Origin of the sequence: Pseudomonas fluorescens (genome assembly GCF_902497995.1) — a bacterium.
GTDB lineage: Bacteria > Pseudomonadota > Gammaproteobacteria > Pseudomonadales > Pseudomonadaceae > Aquipseudomonas > Aquipseudomonas fluorescens_BK.
In genome coordinates this window covers 18,321-38,874 of the sequence record NZ_CABVII010000015.1, presented here as the reverse complement: position 1 = coordinate 38,874, position 20,554 = coordinate 18,321, and the positions used below count along the sequence as shown (strand labels likewise).

At 60.0% G+C, this 20,554-nt stretch carries 20 protein-coding genes; 7 read left to right on the top strand and 13 right to left on the bottom strand.

Annotated elements, in window-relative coordinates; all coding sequences use genetic code 11:
* Nucleotides 1–41: 41 nt before the first annotated feature.
* Nucleotides 42–698 (top strand): HAD family hydrolase, encoded by a 657-nt coding sequence (locus F8N80_RS18135; RefSeq protein WP_150784382.1) that lies wholly within the window; start codon nucleotides 42–44, stop codon nucleotides 696–698.
* A gap of 122 nt (nucleotides 699–820) precedes the next feature.
* On the opposite strand, the gene F8N80_RS18130 is transcribed toward F8N80_RS18135, so the two are convergent.
* Nucleotides 821–1,246 carry a DUF2269 domain-containing protein gene (locus F8N80_RS18130; protein ID WP_150747111.1) on the bottom strand — a complete coding sequence of 142 codons (426 nt, stop codon included), beginning with the start codon at nucleotides 1,244–1,246 and terminating at the stop codon, nucleotides 821–823.
* Nucleotides 1,247–1,284: 38 nt separating this feature from the next.
* Entirely contained in the window at nucleotides 1,285–2,799 is a 1,515-nt protein-coding gene (gene ilvA, locus F8N80_RS18125; protein WP_150747112.1) for a threonine ammonia-lyase, biosynthetic, read from the bottom strand.
* Nucleotides 2,800–3,090: 291 nt separating this feature from the next.
* On the opposite strand from ilvA, the gene rpiA reads away from it, so the two are divergent.
* Nucleotides 3,091–3,765, top strand: coding sequence for a ribose-5-phosphate isomerase RpiA (gene rpiA / locus F8N80_RS18120; protein WP_150747113.1), 675 nt, complete (start codon nucleotides 3,091–3,093; stop codon nucleotides 3,763–3,765).
* Nucleotides 3,766–3,889: 124 nt separating this feature from the next.
* Here rpiA and F8N80_RS18110 read toward each other — a convergent pair whose 3' ends face one another.
* The 4 genes from F8N80_RS18110 to F8N80_RS18095 form a co-directional block, all read right to left on the bottom strand.
* Nucleotides 3,890–4,807 (bottom strand): SdiA-regulated domain-containing protein, encoded by a 918-nt coding sequence (locus F8N80_RS18110; RefSeq protein ID WP_150784381.1) that lies wholly within the window; start codon nucleotides 4,805–4,807, stop codon nucleotides 3,890–3,892.
* A 117-nt stretch (nucleotides 4,808–4,924) separates the two neighbouring features.
* Nucleotides 4,925–5,854 carry an SdiA-regulated domain-containing protein gene (locus F8N80_RS18105; protein WP_150784380.1) on the bottom strand — a complete coding sequence of 310 codons (930 nt, stop codon included), beginning with the start codon at nucleotides 5,852–5,854 and terminating at the stop codon, nucleotides 4,925–4,927.
* Nucleotides 5,855–6,098: 244 nt separating this feature from the next.
* Nucleotides 6,099–6,764: a fumarylacetoacetate hydrolase family protein gene (locus tag F8N80_RS18100; RefSeq protein WP_150784379.1), complete on the bottom strand. Its 666-nt coding sequence runs from the start codon at nucleotides 6,762–6,764 to the stop codon at nucleotides 6,099–6,101.
* A 37-nt stretch (nucleotides 6,765–6,801) separates the two neighbouring features.
* Complete coding sequence (locus F8N80_RS18095; RefSeq protein ID WP_150747117.1) at nucleotides 6,802–8,196, bottom strand: FAD-binding oxidoreductase; 1,395 nt, start codon at nucleotides 8,194–8,196, stop codon at nucleotides 6,802–6,804.
* A 205-nt stretch (nucleotides 8,197–8,401) separates the two neighbouring features.
* On the opposite strand from F8N80_RS18095, the gene serA reads away from it, so the two are divergent.
* A complete protein-coding gene (serA, locus tag F8N80_RS18085; protein WP_064680314.1) occupies nucleotides 8,402–9,631 on the top strand; it encodes a phosphoglycerate dehydrogenase in 1,230 nt (409 codons plus the stop codon).
* 217 nt (nucleotides 9,632–9,848) lie between these two features.
* Here serA and F8N80_RS18075 read toward each other — a convergent pair whose 3' ends face one another.
* The gene (locus F8N80_RS18075) at nucleotides 9,849–10,274 is read right to left on the bottom strand and encodes a DUF4399 domain-containing protein (protein ID WP_150747118.1); all 426 of its coding nucleotides are present in this window, start codon (nucleotides 10,272–10,274) and stop codon (nucleotides 9,849–9,851) included.
* A 135-nt stretch (nucleotides 10,275–10,409) separates the two neighbouring features.
* Between F8N80_RS18075 and F8N80_RS18070 the strand changes: the two genes are divergently transcribed.
* Nucleotides 10,410–10,997, top strand: coding sequence for a transporter substrate-binding domain-containing protein (locus F8N80_RS18070; protein WP_150784378.1), 588 nt, complete (start codon nucleotides 10,410–10,412; stop codon nucleotides 10,995–10,997).
* A 129-nt stretch (nucleotides 10,998–11,126) separates the two neighbouring features.
* Here F8N80_RS18070 and F8N80_RS18065 read toward each other — a convergent pair whose 3' ends face one another.
* Nucleotides 11,127–11,612 (bottom strand): DUF523 domain-containing protein, encoded by a 486-nt coding sequence (locus tag F8N80_RS18065; protein ID WP_150784377.1) that lies wholly within the window; start codon nucleotides 11,610–11,612, stop codon nucleotides 11,127–11,129.
* Between the two features lie 2 nt (nucleotides 11,613–11,614).
* Complete coding sequence (locus F8N80_RS18060; RefSeq protein ID WP_150784376.1) at nucleotides 11,615–12,247, bottom strand: 2OG-Fe(II) oxygenase; 633 nt, start codon at nucleotides 12,245–12,247, stop codon at nucleotides 11,615–11,617.
* A 108-nt stretch (nucleotides 12,248–12,355) separates the two neighbouring features.
* Here F8N80_RS18060 and F8N80_RS18055 point away from each other — a divergent pair, with 108 nt between their 5' ends.
* Nucleotides 12,356–13,108 carry a DUF2059 domain-containing protein gene (locus tag F8N80_RS18055; protein WP_150784375.1) on the top strand — a complete coding sequence of 251 codons (753 nt, stop codon included), beginning with the start codon at nucleotides 12,356–12,358 and terminating at the stop codon, nucleotides 13,106–13,108.
* A 130-nt stretch (nucleotides 13,109–13,238) separates the two neighbouring features.
* Here the strand turns inward: F8N80_RS18055 and F8N80_RS18050 are convergent, their stop codons facing one another.
* Nucleotides 13,239–14,186 carry an alpha/beta hydrolase gene (locus F8N80_RS18050; RefSeq protein WP_150784374.1) on the bottom strand — a complete coding sequence of 316 codons (948 nt, stop codon included), beginning with the start codon at nucleotides 14,184–14,186 and terminating at the stop codon, nucleotides 13,239–13,241.
* A 97-nt stretch (nucleotides 14,187–14,283) separates the two neighbouring features.
* Between F8N80_RS18050 and F8N80_RS18045 the strand changes: the two genes are divergently transcribed.
* Nucleotides 14,284–14,865 carry a DUF6436 domain-containing protein gene (locus F8N80_RS18045; protein WP_150784373.1) on the top strand — a complete coding sequence of 194 codons (582 nt, stop codon included), beginning with the start codon at nucleotides 14,284–14,286 and terminating at the stop codon, nucleotides 14,863–14,865.
* Nucleotides 14,866–14,976: 111 nt separating this feature from the next.
* Nucleotides 14,977–17,388 carry a penicillin acylase family protein gene (locus tag F8N80_RS18040; protein WP_150784372.1) on the top strand — a complete coding sequence of 804 codons (2,412 nt, stop codon included), beginning with the start codon at nucleotides 14,977–14,979 and terminating at the stop codon, nucleotides 17,386–17,388.
* A gap of 158 nt (nucleotides 17,389–17,546) precedes the next feature.
* Here the strand turns inward: F8N80_RS18040 and F8N80_RS18035 are convergent, their stop codons facing one another.
* From F8N80_RS18035 to F8N80_RS18025, 3 genes are read right to left on the bottom strand one after another with little or no spacing between them, the layout of a single operon-like run.
* Nucleotides 17,547–18,440: an ABC transporter permease subunit gene (locus F8N80_RS18035; RefSeq protein WP_150784371.1), complete on the bottom strand. Its 894-nt coding sequence runs from the start codon at nucleotides 18,438–18,440 to the stop codon at nucleotides 17,547–17,549.
* Complete coding sequence (locus tag F8N80_RS18030) at nucleotides 18,437–19,318, bottom strand: ABC transporter permease subunit (protein ID WP_191632946.1); 882 nt, start codon at nucleotides 19,316–19,318, stop codon at nucleotides 18,437–18,439. Before F8N80_RS18030 ends, F8N80_RS18035 begins: the two co-directional genes overlap by 4 nt.
* 35 nt (nucleotides 19,319–19,353) lie before the next feature.
* Nucleotides 19,354–20,496, bottom strand: coding sequence for an ABC transporter ATP-binding protein (locus tag F8N80_RS18025; RefSeq protein ID WP_150784370.1), 1,143 nt, complete (start codon nucleotides 20,494–20,496; stop codon nucleotides 19,354–19,356).
* Nucleotides 20,497–20,554: the final 58 nt, after the last annotated feature.

The window sequence follows — 20,554 nt, the reverse complement described above, 5'->3', positions numbered from 1 at the left end:
TTCTGGACGCCTTTCTACAGACTTTTCAGCGAGTAACTGCAATGCGCCTGGCTTTATTCGACTTGGACAACACGCTTCTGGGCGGTGACAGTGACCACGCCTGGGGCGATTACCTGTGCGAGCGCGGCTTCCTCGACGCCGTCGCCTACAAGGCACGCAACGACGAGTTTTATCAGGACTACCTGGCCGGCAAGCTGGATAACGATGCGTACCTGAACTTCTGCCTCGAAGTCCTCGGTCGCACCGAGATGACCACGCTTGACGAATGGCACCTGGATTATATGCGCGACTGCATCGAACCGATCGTGCTACCCAAGGCCATCGAACTGTTGGCAAAGCACCGCGAGGCCGGCGATAAACTGGTGATCATCACCGCCACCAACCGCTTCGTCACCGGGCCGATTGCCCAGCGACTCGGTGTCGAAACCTTGATCGCCACGGAGTGTGAAATGGTTGATGGCCGTTACACCGGGCGCAGCACCGACGTCCCATGCTTCCGGGAAGGTAAGGTGACGCGGCTGAATCGCTGGCTGGAAGAGACCGGGTATTCGTTGGAGGACAGTTATTTCTACAGCGACTCGATGAATGATTTGTCGTTGTTGGAGCAGGTGGCGAATCCGGTGGCGGTTGATCCGGATCCGAACTTGCGGGCCGAGGCCGAGAAGCGTGGCTGGCCGGTGATTTCGTTGCGCGATTGAAATCGGTTTCGCGGGCAAGCCCGCTCCCACATTAGATCTTCAGTGAACACAGAATTTGTGTACGACGCAGATCAAATGTGGGAGCGGGCTTGCTCGCGAAGGGGGCGACTCGGTCTAACGTCTTAAACAGGCTTGGCGCCCATCAACCCCGCAATAGCGATAAAACAGACGAAGCTGAACAGTGCCAGGGCAAAGGTGAACTTGCCATTGCCTCCTGGCCCCTTGCGCAACTTGTTAAGCCGCACCACCAACCAGAACCACCCCAGCGCCGCCACGGTGTAAAGCACACTCGAAGCCAGCAACCAGGTCTGCCCCAACGGCCAGCCCACCAGATGCACCATCCACCACCCGGTGAACGGCATGCTCAGCAAAGCCAGCCCCATCAACACCCAGATGAACACCCCCGGTCGCTGCAACGTGCGAGTGTGGGCCGTCGCATCACCGTTGCGCCGCGCACGCCAGACCCAGACCGCCAGCCCCGGCGCGCTGATCAACAGCAGCACCGTTGCCACGATGTGCGCCAATTTCAGGGCGGTTAGCGTTTCCATTGTTCGATTCCTTATTGACTGCCCATCAGCGTAGCCCCTCAGCCGAGAAACAGCTGATAGGCCGGATTGTCGCTTTCATCCCAGTACGGGTAGCCGATTTCTTCCAGTGCCGCCGGCACCAGATGACGTTCGTCATGGGGTACTTGCAGCCCGGCGACCACACGGCCATCGGCCGCTCCGTGGTTGCGGTAGTGGAACATCGAGATGTTCCAGCGCCCGCCGAGTTTGTTGAGGAAGTTGAACAGCGCACCGGGGCGCTCCGGGAATTCAAAACGCAACACCACTTCATCGACGACATGGGCCGCACGCCCGCCGACCATGTGGCGGATATGCAACTTGGCCAGTTCGTTGTCGGTCAGGTCGAGCACCGGGAAACCCTGCTCGGTCAGACTGGCAAGCAGCGCACTGCGCGGATCGTTTTCCGGGTGCGTCTGCACGCCGACGAAGATATGGGCTTCGCTGCCGGTGTTGTAGCGGTAGTTGAATTCGGTGATCTGGCGTTTGCCGATGGCTTCGCAGAATGCCTTGAAGCTGCCTGGCTTCTCGGGGATGGTCACGGCGATGATGGCCTCGCGGCCCTCGCCCAGTTCGGCACGTTCGGCAACGTGACGCAGGCGGTCAAAATTGACGTTGGCCCCGGAGTCGATGGCGACGAAGGTATGCCCGGTGATGCCATGTTGCTCGACGTACTTCTTGATCCCGGCAACGCCCAAGGCGCCGGCAGGTTCGGTGATCGAGCGAGTATCGTCGTAGATATCCTTGATCGCCGCACAGATCTCGTCGGTACTGACGGTGATCACTTCATCCACATGGTCCTTGCAGATATCGAAGGTGTGCTGGCCGATTTGCGCCACTGCGACACCGTCGGCGAAGAGGCCCACGGTCGGCAGCACCACGCGCTCACCGGCCGCCATGGCAGCTTGCAGGCAGTTGGAATCGTCGGGCTCGACGCCGATGATCTTGATTTCCGGACGCAGGTATTTCACATACGCGGCGATCCCGGCAATCAGCCCGCCACCGCCCACCGGGACGAAAATCGCATCCAGACGCCCCGGGTGCTGGCGCAGAATCTCCATCGCCACCGTGCCCTGCCCGGCAATGGTATGGGGATCGTCGTAGGGGTGAATGTAGACGTAGCCTTTTTCGTCGACCAGTTTCAGCGAGTAGGCCAGGGCTTCTGGAAACGAATCGCCGTGCAGCACCACTTTACCGCCACGGGAGCGCACGCCTTCCACTTTGATTTCCGGCGTGGTCTTGGGCATGACGATGGTGGCTTTCACACCCAGCACCTTGGCCGCCAGGGCCAGGCCTTGCGCGTGGTTGCCCGCCGAAGCGGTCACGACGCCGCGCGCACGTTCTTCATCGGAAAGCTGGGTGAGCTTGTTATAAGCGCCGCGAATCTTGAACGAGAACACCGGCTGCAAGTCTTCGCGCTTGAGCCAGATATCGTTGCCCAACCGCTCGGAAAGCTGGCGGGCAGTCTGCAAAGGGGTTTCTACGGCAACGTCATAAACGCGCGAGGTGAGGATCTTTTTGACGTACTGTTCGAGCATCGGAAAGCATCACTGGGCGAGTTGGGCAGGGTCAAGGAGTCTAACCCGGCTTTCGGGCGCACGACCACACTTGTAGGAGCGAGGCTTGCCCGCGAAAGCGATCTAACTGCCAACATTTATGCTGCATGTGACGGCCTCTTCGCTGGCAAGCCTCGCTCCTACAGTTAATGGTCACAGTTAGGGTCACGGGTGCAGGTAACCGTCGCGGCCCGCCAATCGGGCAATGACCTTCCCCGCCCCGAGGCCTATAATGCCGGCCTTTCGTCCCTCCTTCGGCACCTCGGAGCCCGCATGAACCAGGATCAACTCAAACAGGCAGTGGCTCAGGCCGCCGTCGACTTCATCCTCCCGAAACTCGACGACAAGAGCATTGTCGGGGTCGGCACCGGCTCCACCGCCAACTGCTTCATCGACGCCCTGGCCCGGCACAAAGGCGCGTTCGACGGCGCAGTCGCCAGCTCCGAAGCCACCGCCGCGCGCCTCAAGGGTCATGGCATCCCGGTGTATGAATTGAATACGGTCAGCGACCTGGAGTTCTACGTCGACGGCGCCGATGAAAGTGATGAGCACCTGAACCTGATCAAGGGCGGCGGTGCAGCCCTGACCCGCGAGAAGATCGTCGCGGCCGTGGCCAAGACCTTCATCTGCATCGCCGACGCGAGCAAGCTGGTGCCGGTCCTCGGCGCGTTCCCGCTGCCGGTGGAAGTGATCCCGATGGCCCGCAGCCACGTGGCCCGCGAGCTGGTGAAGCTCGGTGGCGACCCGGTTTACCGTGAAGGCGTGCTGACCGACAACGGCAACATCATCCTCGACGTGTTCAACATGCAGATCACTAACCCGGTGGAGCTGGAGACGCAGATCAATGCCATCGTTGGTGTGGTCACAAATGGGTTGTTCGCGGCACGTCCGGCGGATTTGCTGTTGCTGGGTACCAGCGAAGGCGTAAAAACCCTGCGCGCCAAGTAAGCCGAACACAAAACCCTTGTGGGAGCGGGCTTGCTCGCGAATGCGGTCTGTCAGTCGAGATCTCTATTGACTGACACACCGCATTCGCGAGCAAGCCCGCTCCCACATTCGTCCTGGGTGTTTGTCAGGGTTGTGCTGGTTTCTTGAAGACGTAGAACAGGTTCGGCTCGCTCACCAGGTACATGGTGCCATCGTCATCCATCGCAATCCCTTCCGCTTGCGGCACAGTTTTGCGTAACCCCTGGCGCCCCTTGCTCAATGACATGGTGCTCAGCGGTCGCCCGTCCACGTCCAGCTCCAGAATCAACCGCGACTCATCGGACAACGCCAGCAAGTGTCCGCTGCGCTCGTCGTATTGCAGGCTCGACAGGTCCCGCACGAACATCCCGGCATCGCGCTTGGGATTGTTGACCACGTGTACCGCATAGGACTTTTCCGGGTTGTAATGCGGGAAGCCCTGCACTTCGTAGATCAGCATCGGGTCGCGCTCCTTGGCCACGAACAGGCGCTTGCCCACCGAGTCATAAGCCAACCCTTCAAAGCCCTTGTTGCCGCTCATGTGCACGCCGAGGGTTATCTGTTCGGCATCTTGCGCGTCGAGGAAGGTCGTGTCCTTTTCCAGGTGAATCTTGATCAGCCGCTGCGAACGCTCGTCAGTGATCACGTAAGTGTCGGCACTGATGAACTCCACCGCCTCCGGATCGCCGAAGCCGACCAGCGCCACGCGTCGAATGATCCGGCCGTCCAGAGACAATTCAATCAGTTCGGAGTTTTGGTTGGTGACCGTGAACAGGCTCTTGCGCACCGGATCGAAGGTCAGTGCGGATACATCGTCGTCCAGGCCTTCGATGACTCGCGCCTCGAGCGTGACCTGATAACGATCCAGGCCGATGGATCGAGCACTCTCCGGTTGCCAAAGCGTGTACATATTGAACCAGGCGCGCTCGAACAGGCGCAGGTACTGGCCGAACGCCACCAGCACGATCAGCGCAATCGCCAGGAACATGAGAATCAGGGGTTTGGGACGGGCAAGTCGGCGCATTCAGGTGGACTCGGATTCAAGACAGGCGGATGAGATACCATGACAGTCTGAATTGAAGCTTAATGGCCATTAGCCCAGCCCTACAACCAGGCGCCGCAATTCCTACGACCTCGGGGCTTACTGCTGCTTTTCGAAGCGGTAGAACAGGTTCGGTTCGCTCACCATGTACAACGTGCCAGCCTCGTCCATGGTCACACCTTCAGCGCGCGGAATGGTCTTGCGCAAGCCATTGAAGCCGCCCAGCAGGGTCATGAAGCTGACCTGCTCGCCCTTCTCGTCCAGCTCCAGCAACAGGTGAGAATCGGCGGACAACACCAGGGTGTGGCCGGTGCGCGGGTCGATGGCCAGGGCCGACAGGTTGCGGATGTCCAGTTCATCACTGGCGAGTTTCTGCTTGTCGCCCTTGAGGTTCTGGCTGCCGCCGCTTTTCCAGCTGAACAACGCCGGCGGACGTTCTTCCCCCAGCAGCAATTGCTGGTTGCGCGAATCCCAGGCGATGGCCTCGAAGGCCTTGTTCTGGTTTTTCGAAGGGCCGAGGTCGTATTTCGGGAAGTTGGCGATATTCAGCTCACGGGTGTCGGCATCGACCTTGACGATGGAGAGCAGGTGTTCGCGCTCGTCGACGATGGCCAGCAGACCATTGCCCATCGCAGTCACCCCTTCCGGATTGCTCCAGCCCACCAAGGGCATTTTGCGCAGGACATCGCCCTGCAATGTCAGCTCCACCAGGAACGGTTTATTGCCCATCACGGAGAACAGGGTTTTGGTCTGGGGATCGTAGGTCAGGTCGGATGCCTCGTCCTTCTCCATGCCCGGCAGCAGTTTGGCGTCGATCACCGCCCGGTAATCCGGCAGCCAGATGCTCTCCTGGCGCTCAGTCGGGCTTTTAAAACGTTCCAGCACCCAGAGCACGCCCCGGTCATCCCAATGCATCGCGAATGCGAGGCCATACGCGGCGGCGGCCACGAGTAACAGCCAGGAATACCAACGCATGAAAAAGCGCGGACGGCGGGCAGGTTTGAGCGTGGGCAGCGATTGTGTCGGCATCAAGGCAGCGTTCCAGGATTTCAGGCCAAGGGTAATAGCACAAATGGGCTCGACTCAGACGCCGCAAGCCCCGGAATTATCCAGACAAGATGTGAAAAAAACGGGAAATGGCGGGAAAGCCCTGCGTGGGCACGATCCCCTATAGGAGCTGGCTTGCCTGCGAAGAGGCCATCACATTCAGCATTGATGTCGCCTGACACGCCGCCTTCGCCAGCAAGCCGGCTCCTACAGGGGATGCGTCGGTTTAGCGAACGCTGCTGGTGAAGCGGCTGGCGCCCGGCAGTTCCAGCACCAGTTCGTCACCGACATTCAGCGGGCCAACGCCCACCGGGGTGCCGGTGAGGATCACGTCACCGGCCTGCAACGAGAAGCAGCCAGCCATGTACTGGAGCATCGGCACGATCGGATTGAGCATGTCCTTGCTGTTGCCATCCTGGCGCACTTCGCCATTGATGGTCAGGCGAATGCCAATGTCGGTCAGGTCGGCAAAGGTGCCGCCGGACACGAACGGTGCAATCACCGCCGCCCCGTCGAACGACTTGGCGATTTCCCAGGGCAGGCCCTTGGCTTTCAGTTCGGCCTGCTTGTCGCGCAGGGTCAAGTCCAGGGCAGGGGCGAAACCGGAGATGGCGTCGAGCACTTCTTCACGGCTCGGTCTGGTCGACAAAGGCTTGCCGATCAACACCGCGATTTCCGCTTCGTAATGCACCGAGCCACGCTCGGTCGGAATGCTGAAACCGCCTTCCAGCGACACGACGCAACTGCCCGGCTTGATGAACAGCAAGGGCTCTGTAGGCACCGGGTTGTCCAGTTCCTTGGCGTGTTCGGCGTAGTTGCGGCCGATGCAGACCACCTTCCCCAATGGGAAGTGAATGCGCGTACCGTCGACATACTGGTGCTGATAGCTCATTACCGACTCCTGGTTCGTGCTCTTAAAGTTCGAAGAATCAAACAGCGAAAATCTTGCCCGGGTTCATGATCCCGTTCGGGTCGAACACCGCTTTGACGGCTTTCATGTACTCGATCTCAACCGGCGAACGGCTATAGGTCAAGTAATCACGCTTGGTCATGCCCACGCCATGCTCGGCGGAAATCGAGCCGTTGTACTTCTCGACGGTTTCGAACACCCACTTGTTGACGGTCGCGCACTTGGCGAAGAACTCATCCTTGCTCAGGTTTTCCGGCTTGAGGATGTTCAAGTGCAGGTTACCGTCGCCGATATGGCCGAACCAGACGATCTCGAAGTCCGGGTAGTGTTCGCCGACGATCGCGTCGATTTCCTTCAGGAACGCCGGGACTTTCGATACGGTGACCGAAATGTCGTTCTTGTACGGCGTCCAGTGGGAGATGGTTTCGGAGATGTATTCGCGCAACTTCCACAGGTTCTGCAGCTGGGTCTCGCTCTGGCTCATCACCCCATCGAGCACCCAACCCTGCTCGACGCAGTGCTCGAAGGTTTCCAGGGCCAGGTTGGCCACCTCTTCGGTGGTCGCTTCGAATTCCAGCAGTGCGTAGAACGGGCAATCGGACTCGAACGGCGCCGGCACGTCACCCCGGGCCATGACTTTTGCCAGGGCTTTGTCGGAGAAGAATTCGAACGCGGTCAGGTCGAGCTTGCTCTGGAAGGCGTGCAGCACCGGCATGATCGAATCGAAATCGGCGGTGCCCAGGACCATGGCGGTGAGGTTTTTCGGCGCACGGTCCAGGCGCATGGTCGCCTCGACCACAAAACCGAGGGTGCCTTCAGCGCCGATGAACAGCTGACGCAGGTCGTAACCGGTGGCGTTCTTGATCAGGTCCTTGTTCAGCTCCAGAAGGTCCCCTTTGCCGGTGACGACTTTCATGCCCGCGACCCAGTTACGGGTCATGCCATAGCGAATGACCTTGATCCCGCCGGCATTGGTGCCGATATTGCCGCCAATCTGGCTGGAACCTGCAGATGCGAAGTCCACTGGATAATACAGGCCTTTTTCTTCGGCCACGTTCTGCAAATGCTCGGTGACCACGCCCGGCTGGCAGACGGCGGTGCGGTCGGTCAGGTTCACGTCGAGAATCTGGTTCATATAGTCGAAGGACACGACCACTTCGCCATTGGCTGCCACGGCAGCGGCAGACAGCCCGGTGCGTCCGCCGGACGGCACCAGCGCCACTTTGTGCTCATTGGCCCAACGGACAACGGCCTGGACCTGTTCGGTGGTCTTGGGAAATACGATGGCCGTTGGAGCCGGGGCGAAATGCTTGGTCCAATCCTTGCCGTAAGCATTCAGGGAGTCGGCGTCGGTCAGCACCTTGCCAGGCTCAACCAGGGTCTTCAGCTCATCAATCAGGGCAGGATTGGTCATCGACAGAACTCTCGAACAATTCATGGTCATCCTGAGAACGCTTCACGTCGCAGGAATGGGTGTTTAGCGGGGCGCTTATGCTAGCATAACGACCCCGCAGGATAGTGCCCAACGGCTGTTCTGCGGCGACGGCTTTTTTGCCGCTCGGGTCAGCGTCTGCTGGCTACTTCCCTGCCAATTTTCTCCGGGATACAGGTTTACGCAGATGAGCAAGACTTCTCTCGATAAGAGCAAGATCAAGTTCCTTCTTCTCGAAGGCGTCCACCAATCGGCTGTCGACGTCCTCAAGGCGGCGGGCTACACCAGCATCGAGTACCTCACAGGTTCTCTGCCGGAAGCCCAGCTCAAGGAAAAGATCGCTGATGCTCACTTCATCGGCATTCGCTCTCGCACTCAACTGACCGAAGAGATCTTCGATCAGGCGAAGAAGCTCGTCGCTGTAGGTTGTTTCTGCATCGGCACCAACCAGGTTGACCTGAACGCGGCTCGCGAACGCGGGATCGCGGTGTTCAACGCGCCGTACTCCAACACGCGTTCCGTCGCCGAGCTGGTGCTGGCCGAAGCGATCCTGTTGCTGCGCGGTATCCCCGAGAAGAACGCTTCCTGCCACCGTGGCGGCTGGATCAAGAGCGCAGCCAACTCCTTCGAAATCCGCGGCAAGAAGCTGGGCATCGTCGGTTACGGCTCGATCGGTACTCAACTGTCGGTCCTGGCGGAAGGCTTGGGCATGCAGGTGTACTTCTACGACACCGTGACCAAGCTGCCACTGGGCAACGCAACCCAGGTGGCCAGCCTGACCGAACTGCTGGGCATGTCCGACATCGTCACCCTGCACGTTCCGGAAACCGCGGCGACCCAGTGGATGATCGGCGAGAAGGAAATCCGCGCCATCAAGAAAGGCGGGATCCTGATCAACGCGGCTCGCGGCACCGTGGTCGAACTGCAAGCCCTGGCGGACGCGATCAAGGACAAGCACCTGATCGGCGCGGCCATCGACGTCTTCCCGGTGGAGCCACGCTCCAACGACGAAGAGTTCGAAAGCCCGCTGCGTGGCCTGGACAATGTGATCCTGACCCCGCACATCGGTGGTTCCACGGCTGAAGCACAAGCCAACATCGGTCTGGAAGTGGCAGAAAAACTGGTCAAGTACAGCGACAACGGTACCTCGGTATCGTCGGTGAACTTCCCGGAAGTGGCCCTGCCGGCTCACCCTGGCAAGCACCGCCTGCTGCACATCCACGAAAACATTCCGGGTGTGATGAGCGAGATCAACAAGGTCTTCGCCGAAAACGGCATCAACATTTCCGGTCAGTTCCTGCAGACCAACGAGAAAGTCGGCTACGTCGTGATCGACGTCGATGCCGACTACTCGGAAATGGCCCAAGAGAAGCTGCAGCACATCAACGGCACCATTCGTTGCCGGGTATTGTTCTGATAGTGACTTGAGTGACAAAAAAAGGAGCCCCGAGGGGCTAATGTCAGTCAGTTAAGCTGCAGAACCTGTGGGAGCGGGCTTGCTCGCGAAAGCGGTGGATCAGGCGACATCAATGTTGACTGTGCCGCCGTCTTCGCGAGCAAGCCCGCTCCCACAGGGATTTCGCTTAACTGACTGGCATTGGCCCCGAGGGGCTCCTTTTTCATGTCCGCGAAAGTTATTTCACGTTGACGGTAATCTTCTCCGACACGACTGGAGGATCGAAGGCCATATGGTTCATGTCGCCCAACTCCAGCTGCAAGGTGTGCTTGCCTGGCGTCAGCGTCACCTCGGTTTCTGTCTGCGCCTTGCCGAAATGAACGTGATTGGCATCTGCCGGGATGACTGCCCCTGCGGCAACCACATCCTTGGCATCGATTAGCAGATGGTGGTGGCCGGTGTTCTTGGTGGTATCGCCCGCTGGCGCCAACGCAACGTTCTCGACAGCAAATTTGATTTTGAACGTTTGCGGGACAGTCCCACCATCTTTAGGAGAAACGATGGACACTTCGGCACCTTTCGGCGCTGGCGTAGCAGCACTGGCCAGCACCGAAACGCCCATCAACAGGCCAGCCAATGCTGCTCGTGACATAAAGGTTTTCATTCTCTTCTCCGGTTTTTCCATAAAATGGGCACGGCCATGACAACTTCACGGCCATTCGTTGTCGAAGGCTCTCGACAACCATAGCAAAGCGAGCCTGACCCAGAGCATCGCGATAATGAATTCAAAGGAGTGACCATGCGTTTTTTGCCTGGCCTGATCTGCCTGCTACCCCTTTTGAGCCCTTTGGCTCATGCCGAACTGATTGACGACGTAAACGATCGTGGCGAATTGCGCATTGCCCTTGAGGCTAATACACCGCCCTTCAATTTCAAGGACGACGGCAAACTGACGGGCTTTGAAGTCGAATTGGGTCAGTTGTTGGCCAATGAACTGGATGTGCGGTCCGACTTCGTCATTACCGATTCCGGCGACATGCTGGCCGGTGTCGAAAGCGGCAAGTACGACGTCGCCATCAACCACATAACAATGACCCCGGATCTCAAGGATCGTTTCGACTTCAGTGCACCTTACAGCTACACCAACGCACAATTGATCGCGCAGAAAGAAGAACAACCGCGTTCAATTCTGTTGGTGCAGTCGCTGACGGAAGAAAAACCGAAGGCCGCCCCGGCTGTGGGCCTGGCGATTCCGTTCCAGAAAGGCAACCCGGCGTTTCACGCCAGCCTGGAGAATGCGCTGCAGCGGATCAAGGCAGATGGGCGGCTGGAGGCGTTGTCGCAGAAGTGGTTGGGGACGGATACGAGTGTGGCGCCCAAGCCTTGATTCGTGGATGACGAGTAACCCTGTGGGAGCGGGCTTGCTCGCGAAGGCGGCGGCCCAGTCAATATTGATGTCGCCTGACACACCGCTTTCGCGAGCAAGCCCGCTCCCACAGTGGTTTTGTGCAGGTTGTTAGTCGAGTGTTGTCAGGGCCGCCGCTGCTTCAGCCAACTCCAGCTCACTGAAAACTTGCACACCATGGCGCTTGAGCAACGCCGCCGTCACCCCCTCACCACTGACCTTCACCCCACTGAACGTCCCGTCATAGGTCAACAGATTCCCGCATGACGGGCTGTTGGCCTTGAGCACCGCAATGCGGATGCCGTGCTTTTGCACCAGCTCCAGCGCCTGCCAGGCCCCCGAGAGAAACTCGGCACTGACATCCGCACCCTCGGTGGTGATCACCGACGCATGACCATCGAGCACCTCACCACCCTGCCCACCCGGAATCTCCGCCGCCGCCCTGGGCGTCGGCAACCCACCGGCCACCTCCGGACACAATGGCACGACCCGACCTTCGTCGAGCCACTGCTGGAGCTGATCGAACGGCCCGCTGGTCCCGCCGTCGTAACGTACGCGGTGACCCAGCAGGCAACGGCTTACCAGAATTTTCTGCATGATCAGAACGGCTCGTTGCCGCGACGCCGGAACCAGCCCGTCAACGACAGGCGCTCTCGCATCGCGGGCAGGACTTCGTGTGGCACCTCACCCGACAGGAACACCACCAGGCATCCGCCGACAGGCACCACATCGTATTCGACCCCCTCATCCAGGTACATGCGCAACTGACCGCCGTGCTCGGGCAACCAGGCCTCATTGAGATAAACCACCGCCGAGACCATGCGCCGGTCATCGTCGCGGAAGCGGTCGAGATGCTTGAGGTAGAAAGCACCGGGCGGATACAGGGCGAAATGGCTTTCGAACTCTTCCAGGCCCAGGTACAAACCGCGATTCATCGCCTCGCGCAGGCTGTCCATCAGCACCAGATAACTGTCGCAAGCCAGCGCCTGCCCTGGCTCGATCCACTGGATGTGGTCGCCGCGAATGCCCTCGCGAACCTCCGATGTCGGCCTGCGGCCCACGGCGGCCGGGGCCAGTTCACCCTCGGCAGCACGTTTACGGCACTCGGCCGCCAGTTCCCGGGTCAGACCCAGAGGCAGGAAAATATTCTGCTGCGACCAGCCGTGCTCAGCCAGGTCGTCGACGATACGTAACAGCAGCGGATGATCAGAGGGTATTTGCATGGCGCGCATAGTATTCCTGTGCCTGAAAATCCGACAGAGCCGCGCAGCGGGTTGATACGAATTCTCGACAAGTACCCATGCCCCACGGAGAATAGTCGCCTGCCGACAGGAGCCCCTATGCGTCGTTTGTTTTTCTCACTGCTGATGTTCTGCGTTATGCCCGCCTGGGCAGACGGCCACGACCAGTTGTACAAGGTCGCCGGCTGGCCAGAACAACGCGCGCATTTCAACGACGCTCTTTCGGCCGCTCAACAACGCTATCAGAACAGCCTGCCGCCAGCGGTGTTCCAGGCGCTGGTCAACAACAGCAATCAACGCTTTGCCCCCAAGGCCGTGGATCAGCGCGCCGAAGCGCAACTGCGCAAGACCCTCGCCGATCCGAAACCGGCGCTGACGTTTTTCCAGTCACCCCTGGGCAAAAAAATCGTTGCCGCCGAACTGCTGGCGACCCGTCGCGACCAACTGGCAAAAAACGCCAAGGGTTTACCGAAGATGCAGGCCAGTGACACCCGCCTGCTGATCATCGGCCACCTGGCCCAGGCCCTGCCCGCTCGCGAGGCCGGCGCCGAAGTCAGCCTGGCGATTGCCGGTGTCGCGGCCGACAGCCTGAGCTCGATGATCCCCGGCCTGCTCGGCGGTGGTCAGGCGCAAAGCATGTTGAACGGTCAGCGCCAGCGCTTGATGGACCAGATCGGCAGCGATTTGAACAACACGCTGTTGTATGTCTATCGTGATCTGTCGGATAACGAGCTGGAGGAGTTCGCTACCTTTGCCGAATCGGCTGAAGGCCAGGCTTATTACAAGGCGGCATTGGCGGCGATTCGGGCGGGGTTGGCGGTGGGGCAGGATACTTCCACGCTTCGCCAGTAATCTCTGGCGCCTGCAAGGGCCCCATCGCGGGCAAGCCCGCTCCCACAGTGATAGGTGTTAGCTCACCATTTTGTGGTTGACACAAAAACCTGTGGGAGCGGGCTTGCCCGCGAAGGGGCCGTCATGAACGCTAAAGGTTCCGCCCCTTGACCCGCTTGCTCAAAAACCCGAAATACTCCCCCCGCAACGCCAGCGTCTCATTCGCCAGATGATGCCGCGCCTGCGGCAGCATCAACACCTGCGGCCGATCAAACTTGGCCTTCAACACTGCCAGGTTATGCTGCCAATCCACCGTCATATCCGCCTGCCCCTGCACAATCAGCGGTCGCCGCGTGCTGCCCGGCGCGGCCTCGATACGCTTGATCCATCGCGCCAGCGCACCGACCCAGGCAGTCGGCAAACGTAGCGGCTGTAACGGATCAGCCTGCAAAAACGGCAAGAAATCCGGGTCGTTGGAGTTCTCGCTGAAACGTCGGGCGATGGCTTTGACAAAAGGCTTGAGCAGGTAATAGCTCAGTTGCGACCAGCCCCAGGCCCGCGGCCTTACCAACGGCGACAGCAGGATCACCTGGCCCTGTGCCGGACTGCTCGCACCCGCGTTGAGCACATGATCGATCACGATCGCACCACCAGTGCTTTGCCCGCACAGGTGCCATGGCTGGGGCAGGTCAATGGATTGCGCCTCGGTGAACAACCCTTGCAGCGTGTCCTGATACTCGGCGAAATCCTTGATGCTGGCGCGCTCACCGCTGGACAGACCATGCCCCGGCAAATCACAGGCAATCACGGCAAACCCCTGGTCCAGCGCCCACTCGATCACATGCCGATAGAGCCCGGTGTGGTCATAAAAGCCGTGGAACAACAACAGCGTCGCCCTGGCCTTGAGTGGCCACCAGAACTGGCAGACCACGTCATAACCATCCACCTCGAAACGACCCAAGCCGCTGCGCAAATGTCGTCCCGGAAAATCGAGCCCGTAGAAACGCTGGTAGGCCAACGCTTCCACCGACAGCGGCCGCGCCTCAGCCAGTGGCTGCAGACTGGCACGCAGATGATCGGGGTCGAATGTGGCAGACATGGACGATTCCAAAGCATGAAACGCAGTTTATGGGCCTGCGATATTCATCTGTCGCGGCAAGCATGGCAAGCTGGGCGACCTTCGAGGATTGAAACCCATGCGTTCGCCCTACCGCGCCACACTGCTCGCCTGCCTGCTCGCCCTGGTGTGTGGCGGTATGCTTTGGGCTGCTTATGACTGGTTTCAAGGACGCTACCTGCGCGCGTTCAGTTCGCACACCGCCGTGTTTTCCGGCGACCCGTTGCGCCTGCCCGACAACCTCGCCGGCCCCGGCGCCATCCGCCTGGTGCACTTCTGGGACCCGGCCTGCCCATGCAATGTCGGCAATCAACAACACCTGAGCGAACTGGTCGAACAGTATGGACCGCAGGGCGTGGAGTTTTACGCGGTACAAAAGCCCGGCAGCCATGGACAGTTGCCGAGCACCTTGAGCAGCCTGAAAACCATCACCCTCCTCCCTGGCTCGGAACAGATCCCCGCTAGCCCGGCCGTGGCGATCTGGGATCGCAGCGGCAAGCTGGCGTACTTCGGCCCGTACAGCGAAGGCCTGACCTGCAATTCCAGTAACAGTTTTATCGAGCCGATCCTGCAGGCGTTGAATCAGGGCCGAACCGTGAATGCCACGCACACACTGGCAGTGGGGTGTTACTGCCCGTGGCCTGTCGATACCACGAAGTAGGGAAAAACGCTGCAATACGAATCCCTCCTAAGGGCGATGGGCCGATTCGGCGAGCCGTGTTAAATAGTGGCGCCTGGGAACTGCTGCCACTCATAACAACAAGGAATCACCATGAAACGTAGCCTGAGCGTCCTCGCCCTGCTGACTGTCGCGCTCGCCGCGGGCGCTGGCTGGTACGTCTACAGCAAGCAGCCGACACGCCAGGGTATGGTCGAACTGCAACACCTGAAAGGTTCGGTCACCGTGCGCTACGACGAGCGCGGCATCCCGCACATCCGCGCGGAAAACGAACCGGACCTGTACCGCGCCCTCGGGTACGTGCACGCCCAGGATCGGCTGTTTCAAATGGAAGTCCTGCGCCGCCTCGCTCGCGGGGAACTGGCCGAGGTGCTGGGCCCGAAACTACTCGATACCGACAAGCTGATGCGCAGCCTGCGCATACGCGAGCGGGCCGAAACCTACCTGGCGAACCTGGACAAACAGTCGCCGACCTTCATCGCCATGCAGGCCTATCTGGACGGCATCAACCAGTATCAGGACAGCCATCCGGCACCCGTGGAGTACGATGTACTGGGCATTGCCAAGCGCCCGTTCACCGCCCAGGACACCATCAGCATCGCCGGGTACATGGCCTACAGTTTTGCCGCGGCGTTTCGCACCGAGCCCTTGCTGACTTACGTACGCGATCAGTTGGGTGCCAACTACCTCAACGTATTCGATCTCGACTGGCAACCCAAAGGCGTGCTGGCGAAGACTCCCGGCGGCACCGTACCGCCTCTCGCCAGCGCCGACTGGAAAGATCTCAACGCCCTCGCCCGCCTCAGCGAACAGGCACTGGCCGACAACGGCCTGCCGCAGTTCGAGGGCAGCAACGCCTGGGTCGTTTCCGGTAGTCGTACCCAAAGCGGCAAGCCGCTGTTGGCCGGTGATCCGCACATCCGCTTTTCTGCGCCGTCGGTGTGGTACGAAGCGCAGCTTTCGGCACCCGGTTTCGAGCTCTACGGTCACTACCAGGCGTTGATGCCGTTCGCCTCCCTCGGGATGAACCGCGACTTCGGCTGGAGCATCACCATGTTCCAGAACGACGACCTGGATTTGATCGCCGAGAAGGTCAATCCGCAGAATTCGAATCAGGTGTGGTATCGCGGCAAGTGGGTCGACATGGTAAGCAGCGAACAGCAGATCGCGGTCAAAGGCCAGGCGCCGGTGACGCTGGTGCTGCGTCAGTCGCCCCACGGTCCGATCGTCAACGATGCACTGGGCAACAGCGTCGGCAAAACACCGATCGCCATGTGGTGGGGCTTTCTCGAAAGCCAGAATCCGATCCTCGAGGGCTTCTACCAGCTCAACCGCGCCGACACCCTGGCCAAGGCACGCAGTGCCGCCGCCAAGGTCCAGGCGCCGGGCCTGAACATCGTCTGGGCCAATGCCAAGGGCGATATCGGTTGGTGGGCGGCCGCGCAATTGCCCAAACGACCGGCGGGTGTGCGCCCGTGGTTCATTCTCGACGGCAGCACCGCCGAAGCGGACAAGGAAGGCTTCCACCCGTTCAGCGCCAACCCGCAGGAAGAGAACCCCGCGCGGGGTTATATCGTCTCGGCCAACTTCCAGCCGCTATCGCCGACCGGCATTGAGATTCCCGGCTACTACAACCTGGCCGATCGCGGTCAGCAGCTCAATCGCCAGCTCAGCGACAAAAGCATCAAGTGGGACCTGGACGCCAGCCGGAAGCTGCAGCTGGGAACCACCACCGCCTACGGACCGCGCTTGCTGGCGCCGTTGTTGCCGGTACTGCGCGAAGTGGTGAGCGATCCGGCCGAACTCAAGCTGGTGGAGCAACTGGCGAAGTGGCAAGGCGATTACCCGCTCGATTCCACCAGCGCCACGCTGTTCAACCAGTTCCTGTTCAATCTGGCTGACGCGTCGATGCACGATGAACTGGGGAATGATTTCTTCGAAACGCTGCTCTCGACCCGGGTGATCGACGCTGCACTGCCGCGCCTGGCTGCGAACGCCGACTCGCCGTGGTGGGATAACCGCAACACCCTCGGCAAGGAAACCCGCGCCGATACGGTCAAGGTTGCCTGGCAAGCGAGCCTCGCTCACCTCAAGGCCACCTTGGGTGCGGATGTCGCGCAATGGCAATGGGGCAAGGCGCACACCCTGACCCATGGCCATCCACTGGGGCAGCAAAAGCCGCTGGATCGGGTCTTCAACGTCGGCCCGTTCGCCGCTCCCGGCGCCCACGAAGTGCCAAACAACCTCTCCTCCAAAATCGGCCCGGCCCCGTGGCCGGTGACCTACGGGCCGTCGACCCGGCGCCTGATCGACTTCGCCGACCCCGGCCACAGCCTGACCGTCAACCCGGTCGGCCAGAGTGGTGTGCCATTTGACAGGCACTTTGACGACCAGGCGGAGGCGTATATCGAAGGGGTGTATTTTCAGGCGTATCTGAATGAGGAGGAAGTCACCGCCAATACGCGCAGCACGTTGAAGCTGTTGCCAGCGCGTTCGGGCCAATAGATTTTTGTTGCCTGGGCTGACGTCATCGCGAGCAAGCTCGCTCCCACAGGGATTTGTGGTGTGAATACAATCTTGATCATCCAGCTAAACCCTGTGGGAGCAAGCTCGCTCCCACAGGGTGCTGGGTTGACCACAGATTTGTGATCAACCCGTCAGGCTCAAACCGCTTCCGGTGCCTGCTGTGCGCGACGTGCGTCCGGTTGTCTCCAGGAATCGGCAGCGCTTTCTTCGATCGCCTGCTGGATCGCACGCTTGCGACTTTCTTCGGCACGACGGCTGAAGAACCAGACCAGGAACGTCATCAGCGATACCGCCAGCAGAATCAGGCTGGCCACGGCGTTGATCTCCGGTTTGACCCCCAGGCGCACCGCCGAGAACACTTCCATCGGCAAGGTGGTCGAACCGGGGCCCGAGACGAAACTGGCCAATACCAGGTCATCCAGCGACAGGGCGAAGGACATCATGCCGCCCGCCCCCAGTGATGGCGCAATCATCGGGATAGTGATCAGGAAGAACACCTTCCACGGCCGTGCACCGAGATCCATCGCCGCCTCTTCGATGGACAGGTCCAGCTCACGCAAGCGCGCCGACACCACCACCGCCACATACGCCGCACAGAACGTGGTGTGGGCGATCCAGATGGTGACGATGCCGCGCTCCTGTGGCCAACCGATCATCTGCGCCATGGCTACGAACAGCAGCAACAACGACAGGCCGGTGATCACTTCCGGCATCACCAAAGGCGCGGTGACCAGGCCACCGAACAGCGTACGCCCCTTGAAATGGGTGATACGGGTCAGCACGAACGCCGCCAACGTACCCAGTGCCACCGCCGCCACCGCCGTGTAGCAGGCGATTTCCAGCGAGCGCACCACCGAGCCCATCAGTTGGGTGTTGTCCATCAATCCGACGTACCACTTGATCGACCAGCCACCCCAGACTGTCACCAGTTTGGAGGCGTTGAACGAGTAGATCACCAGGATCAGCATCGGCGCGTAGATGAACAGCAAACCCGCTACCAGCATGAAACTTGAGAAACGGAAGCGCTTCATTCCTTGCCCTCCATTTCTTTGGCCTGGCTACGGTTGAACAGGATGATGGGCACAATCAGGATCGCCAGCATGACCACCGCCAAGGCAGACGCTACCGGCCAGTCACGGTTGTTGAAGAACTCTTGCCACAGCACTTTACCGATCATCAGGGTTTCCGGGCCACCGAGCAGCTCCGGGATCACGAACTCGCCCACGACCGGGATGAACACCAGCATGCAGCCCGCGATGATGCCGTTCTTGGACAGCGGAATGGTGATTTTCCAGAAGCTGTTGAAGGTGCTCGAACCCAGGTCGGACGCGGCCTCCAGCAGGCTGTTGTCGTGTTTCACCAGGTTGGCGTACAGCGGCAGGATCATGAAGGGCAGGTACGAATACACCACACCGATATACACGGCGAGGTTGGTATTGAGTATTTGCAGCGGTTCGTCGATCCAGCCCATGGTCATCAGGAAGCCATTGAGCAGACCGTTGTTACTGAGGATGCCCATCCATGCGTAAACGCGGATCAGGATCGCGGTCCAGGTCGGCATCATGATCAGCAGCACCAGCACCGTTTGCATCTCTTTGCGGGCACTGGCAATGGCGTAGGCCATCGGGTAACCGATCAGCAGACAGAGGATGGTACTGATCAGCGCCATCTTCAACGAGCCGAGGTAAGCGGCGATGTACAACTCGTCGTCGGCCAGCATCGCGTAGTTGCCGAGGTTAAGCAGCAACTGCACCTTTTGGTCGAGGTAGCTGTAGATCTCGGTGTACGGCGGAATGGCCACGTCGGCTTCGGCAAAGCTGATCTTCAACACGATGAAGAACGGCAGCATGAAGAACAGGAACAGCCAGATGAAAGGAACCCCGATGACCAACTGGCGGCCACCGGGAATTATTCGGTTGAGACGGCGTTTGAATTTGCGCAGGTTCATGAGCGAAGTACCACGCCGCTGTCGTCTTCCCAATACACGTAAACCTGGTCACCCCAGGTTGGACGTTGACCGCGGCGCTCGGCGTTGGCGACGAAAGACTGGACGATCTTGCCGCTCGGCAACTCGACGTGGAACACCGAGTGACCGCCCAGGTAGGCGATGTCGTGCACCTTGCCGCTGGACCAGTTGTATTCACAGGTCGGCATGGTCGGTGTCACCAGCAGTTTTTCCGGACGGATCGCGTAGGTGACCGACTTGTCCTGCACCGAAGTGCTGATGCCGTGACCGACGTAGATGTTGCGGTCCAGATCCTTGCAGGTGATCAGCGCATGGCCTTCGGCGTCGTCCACCACCTCACCATCGAAGATGTTAACGTTGCCGATGAACTCGCAGACCAGGCGGCTGGTCGGGGTTTCGTAGATGTCGATCGGACTGCCGATCTGGGCGATCCAGCCCAGGTGCATGATCGCGATGCGCTCGGCCATGGTCATGGCCTCTTCCTGGTCGTGGGTCACCATGACGCAGGTGACGCCGACCCGCTCGATGATCTCCACCAGCTCCAGTTGCATCTGCGAACGCAGTTTTTTATCCAGCGCACCCATCGGTTCATCGAGCAGCAGCAGCTTCGGTCGCTTGGCCAGGGATCGCGCCAGGGCCACACGTTGACGCTGGCCACCGGACAACTGATGCGGCTTGCGCTTGGCGTACTGGCTCATCTGCACCAGCTTGAGCATATCGGCCACCCGCGCATCGACTTCAGCGGCGGGAAGCTTGTCCTGCTTGAGGCCGAAGGCGATGTTCTGCGCCACGGTCATGTGCGGGAACAAGGCGTAGGACTGGAACATCATGTTGATCGGCCGCTCGTAGGGCGGCATGTCGGTGATGTCTACGCCATCGAGGAAAATGCGCCCCTCCGTGGGCCGCTCGAAACCTGCGAGCATGCGCAACAAGGTCGATTTGCCCGATCCCGAACCGCCGAGCAGGGCGAAAATTTCGCCTTTCTTGATTTCCAGGGACACATCGTCCACGGCAATCGTCTCGTCGAACTTCTTCGTGACCCGGTCGATTTTGACCAGCACCTGTTTAGGTGACTGGTCGCCCTCGAGGGCTTTCTTATAGGCGCCGGAGGCAACTGCCATTTACGAAACTCCCAGAAAAAAAGAGTGCAGTTCGCTCAAGGTGAGCCAACCTTGGATA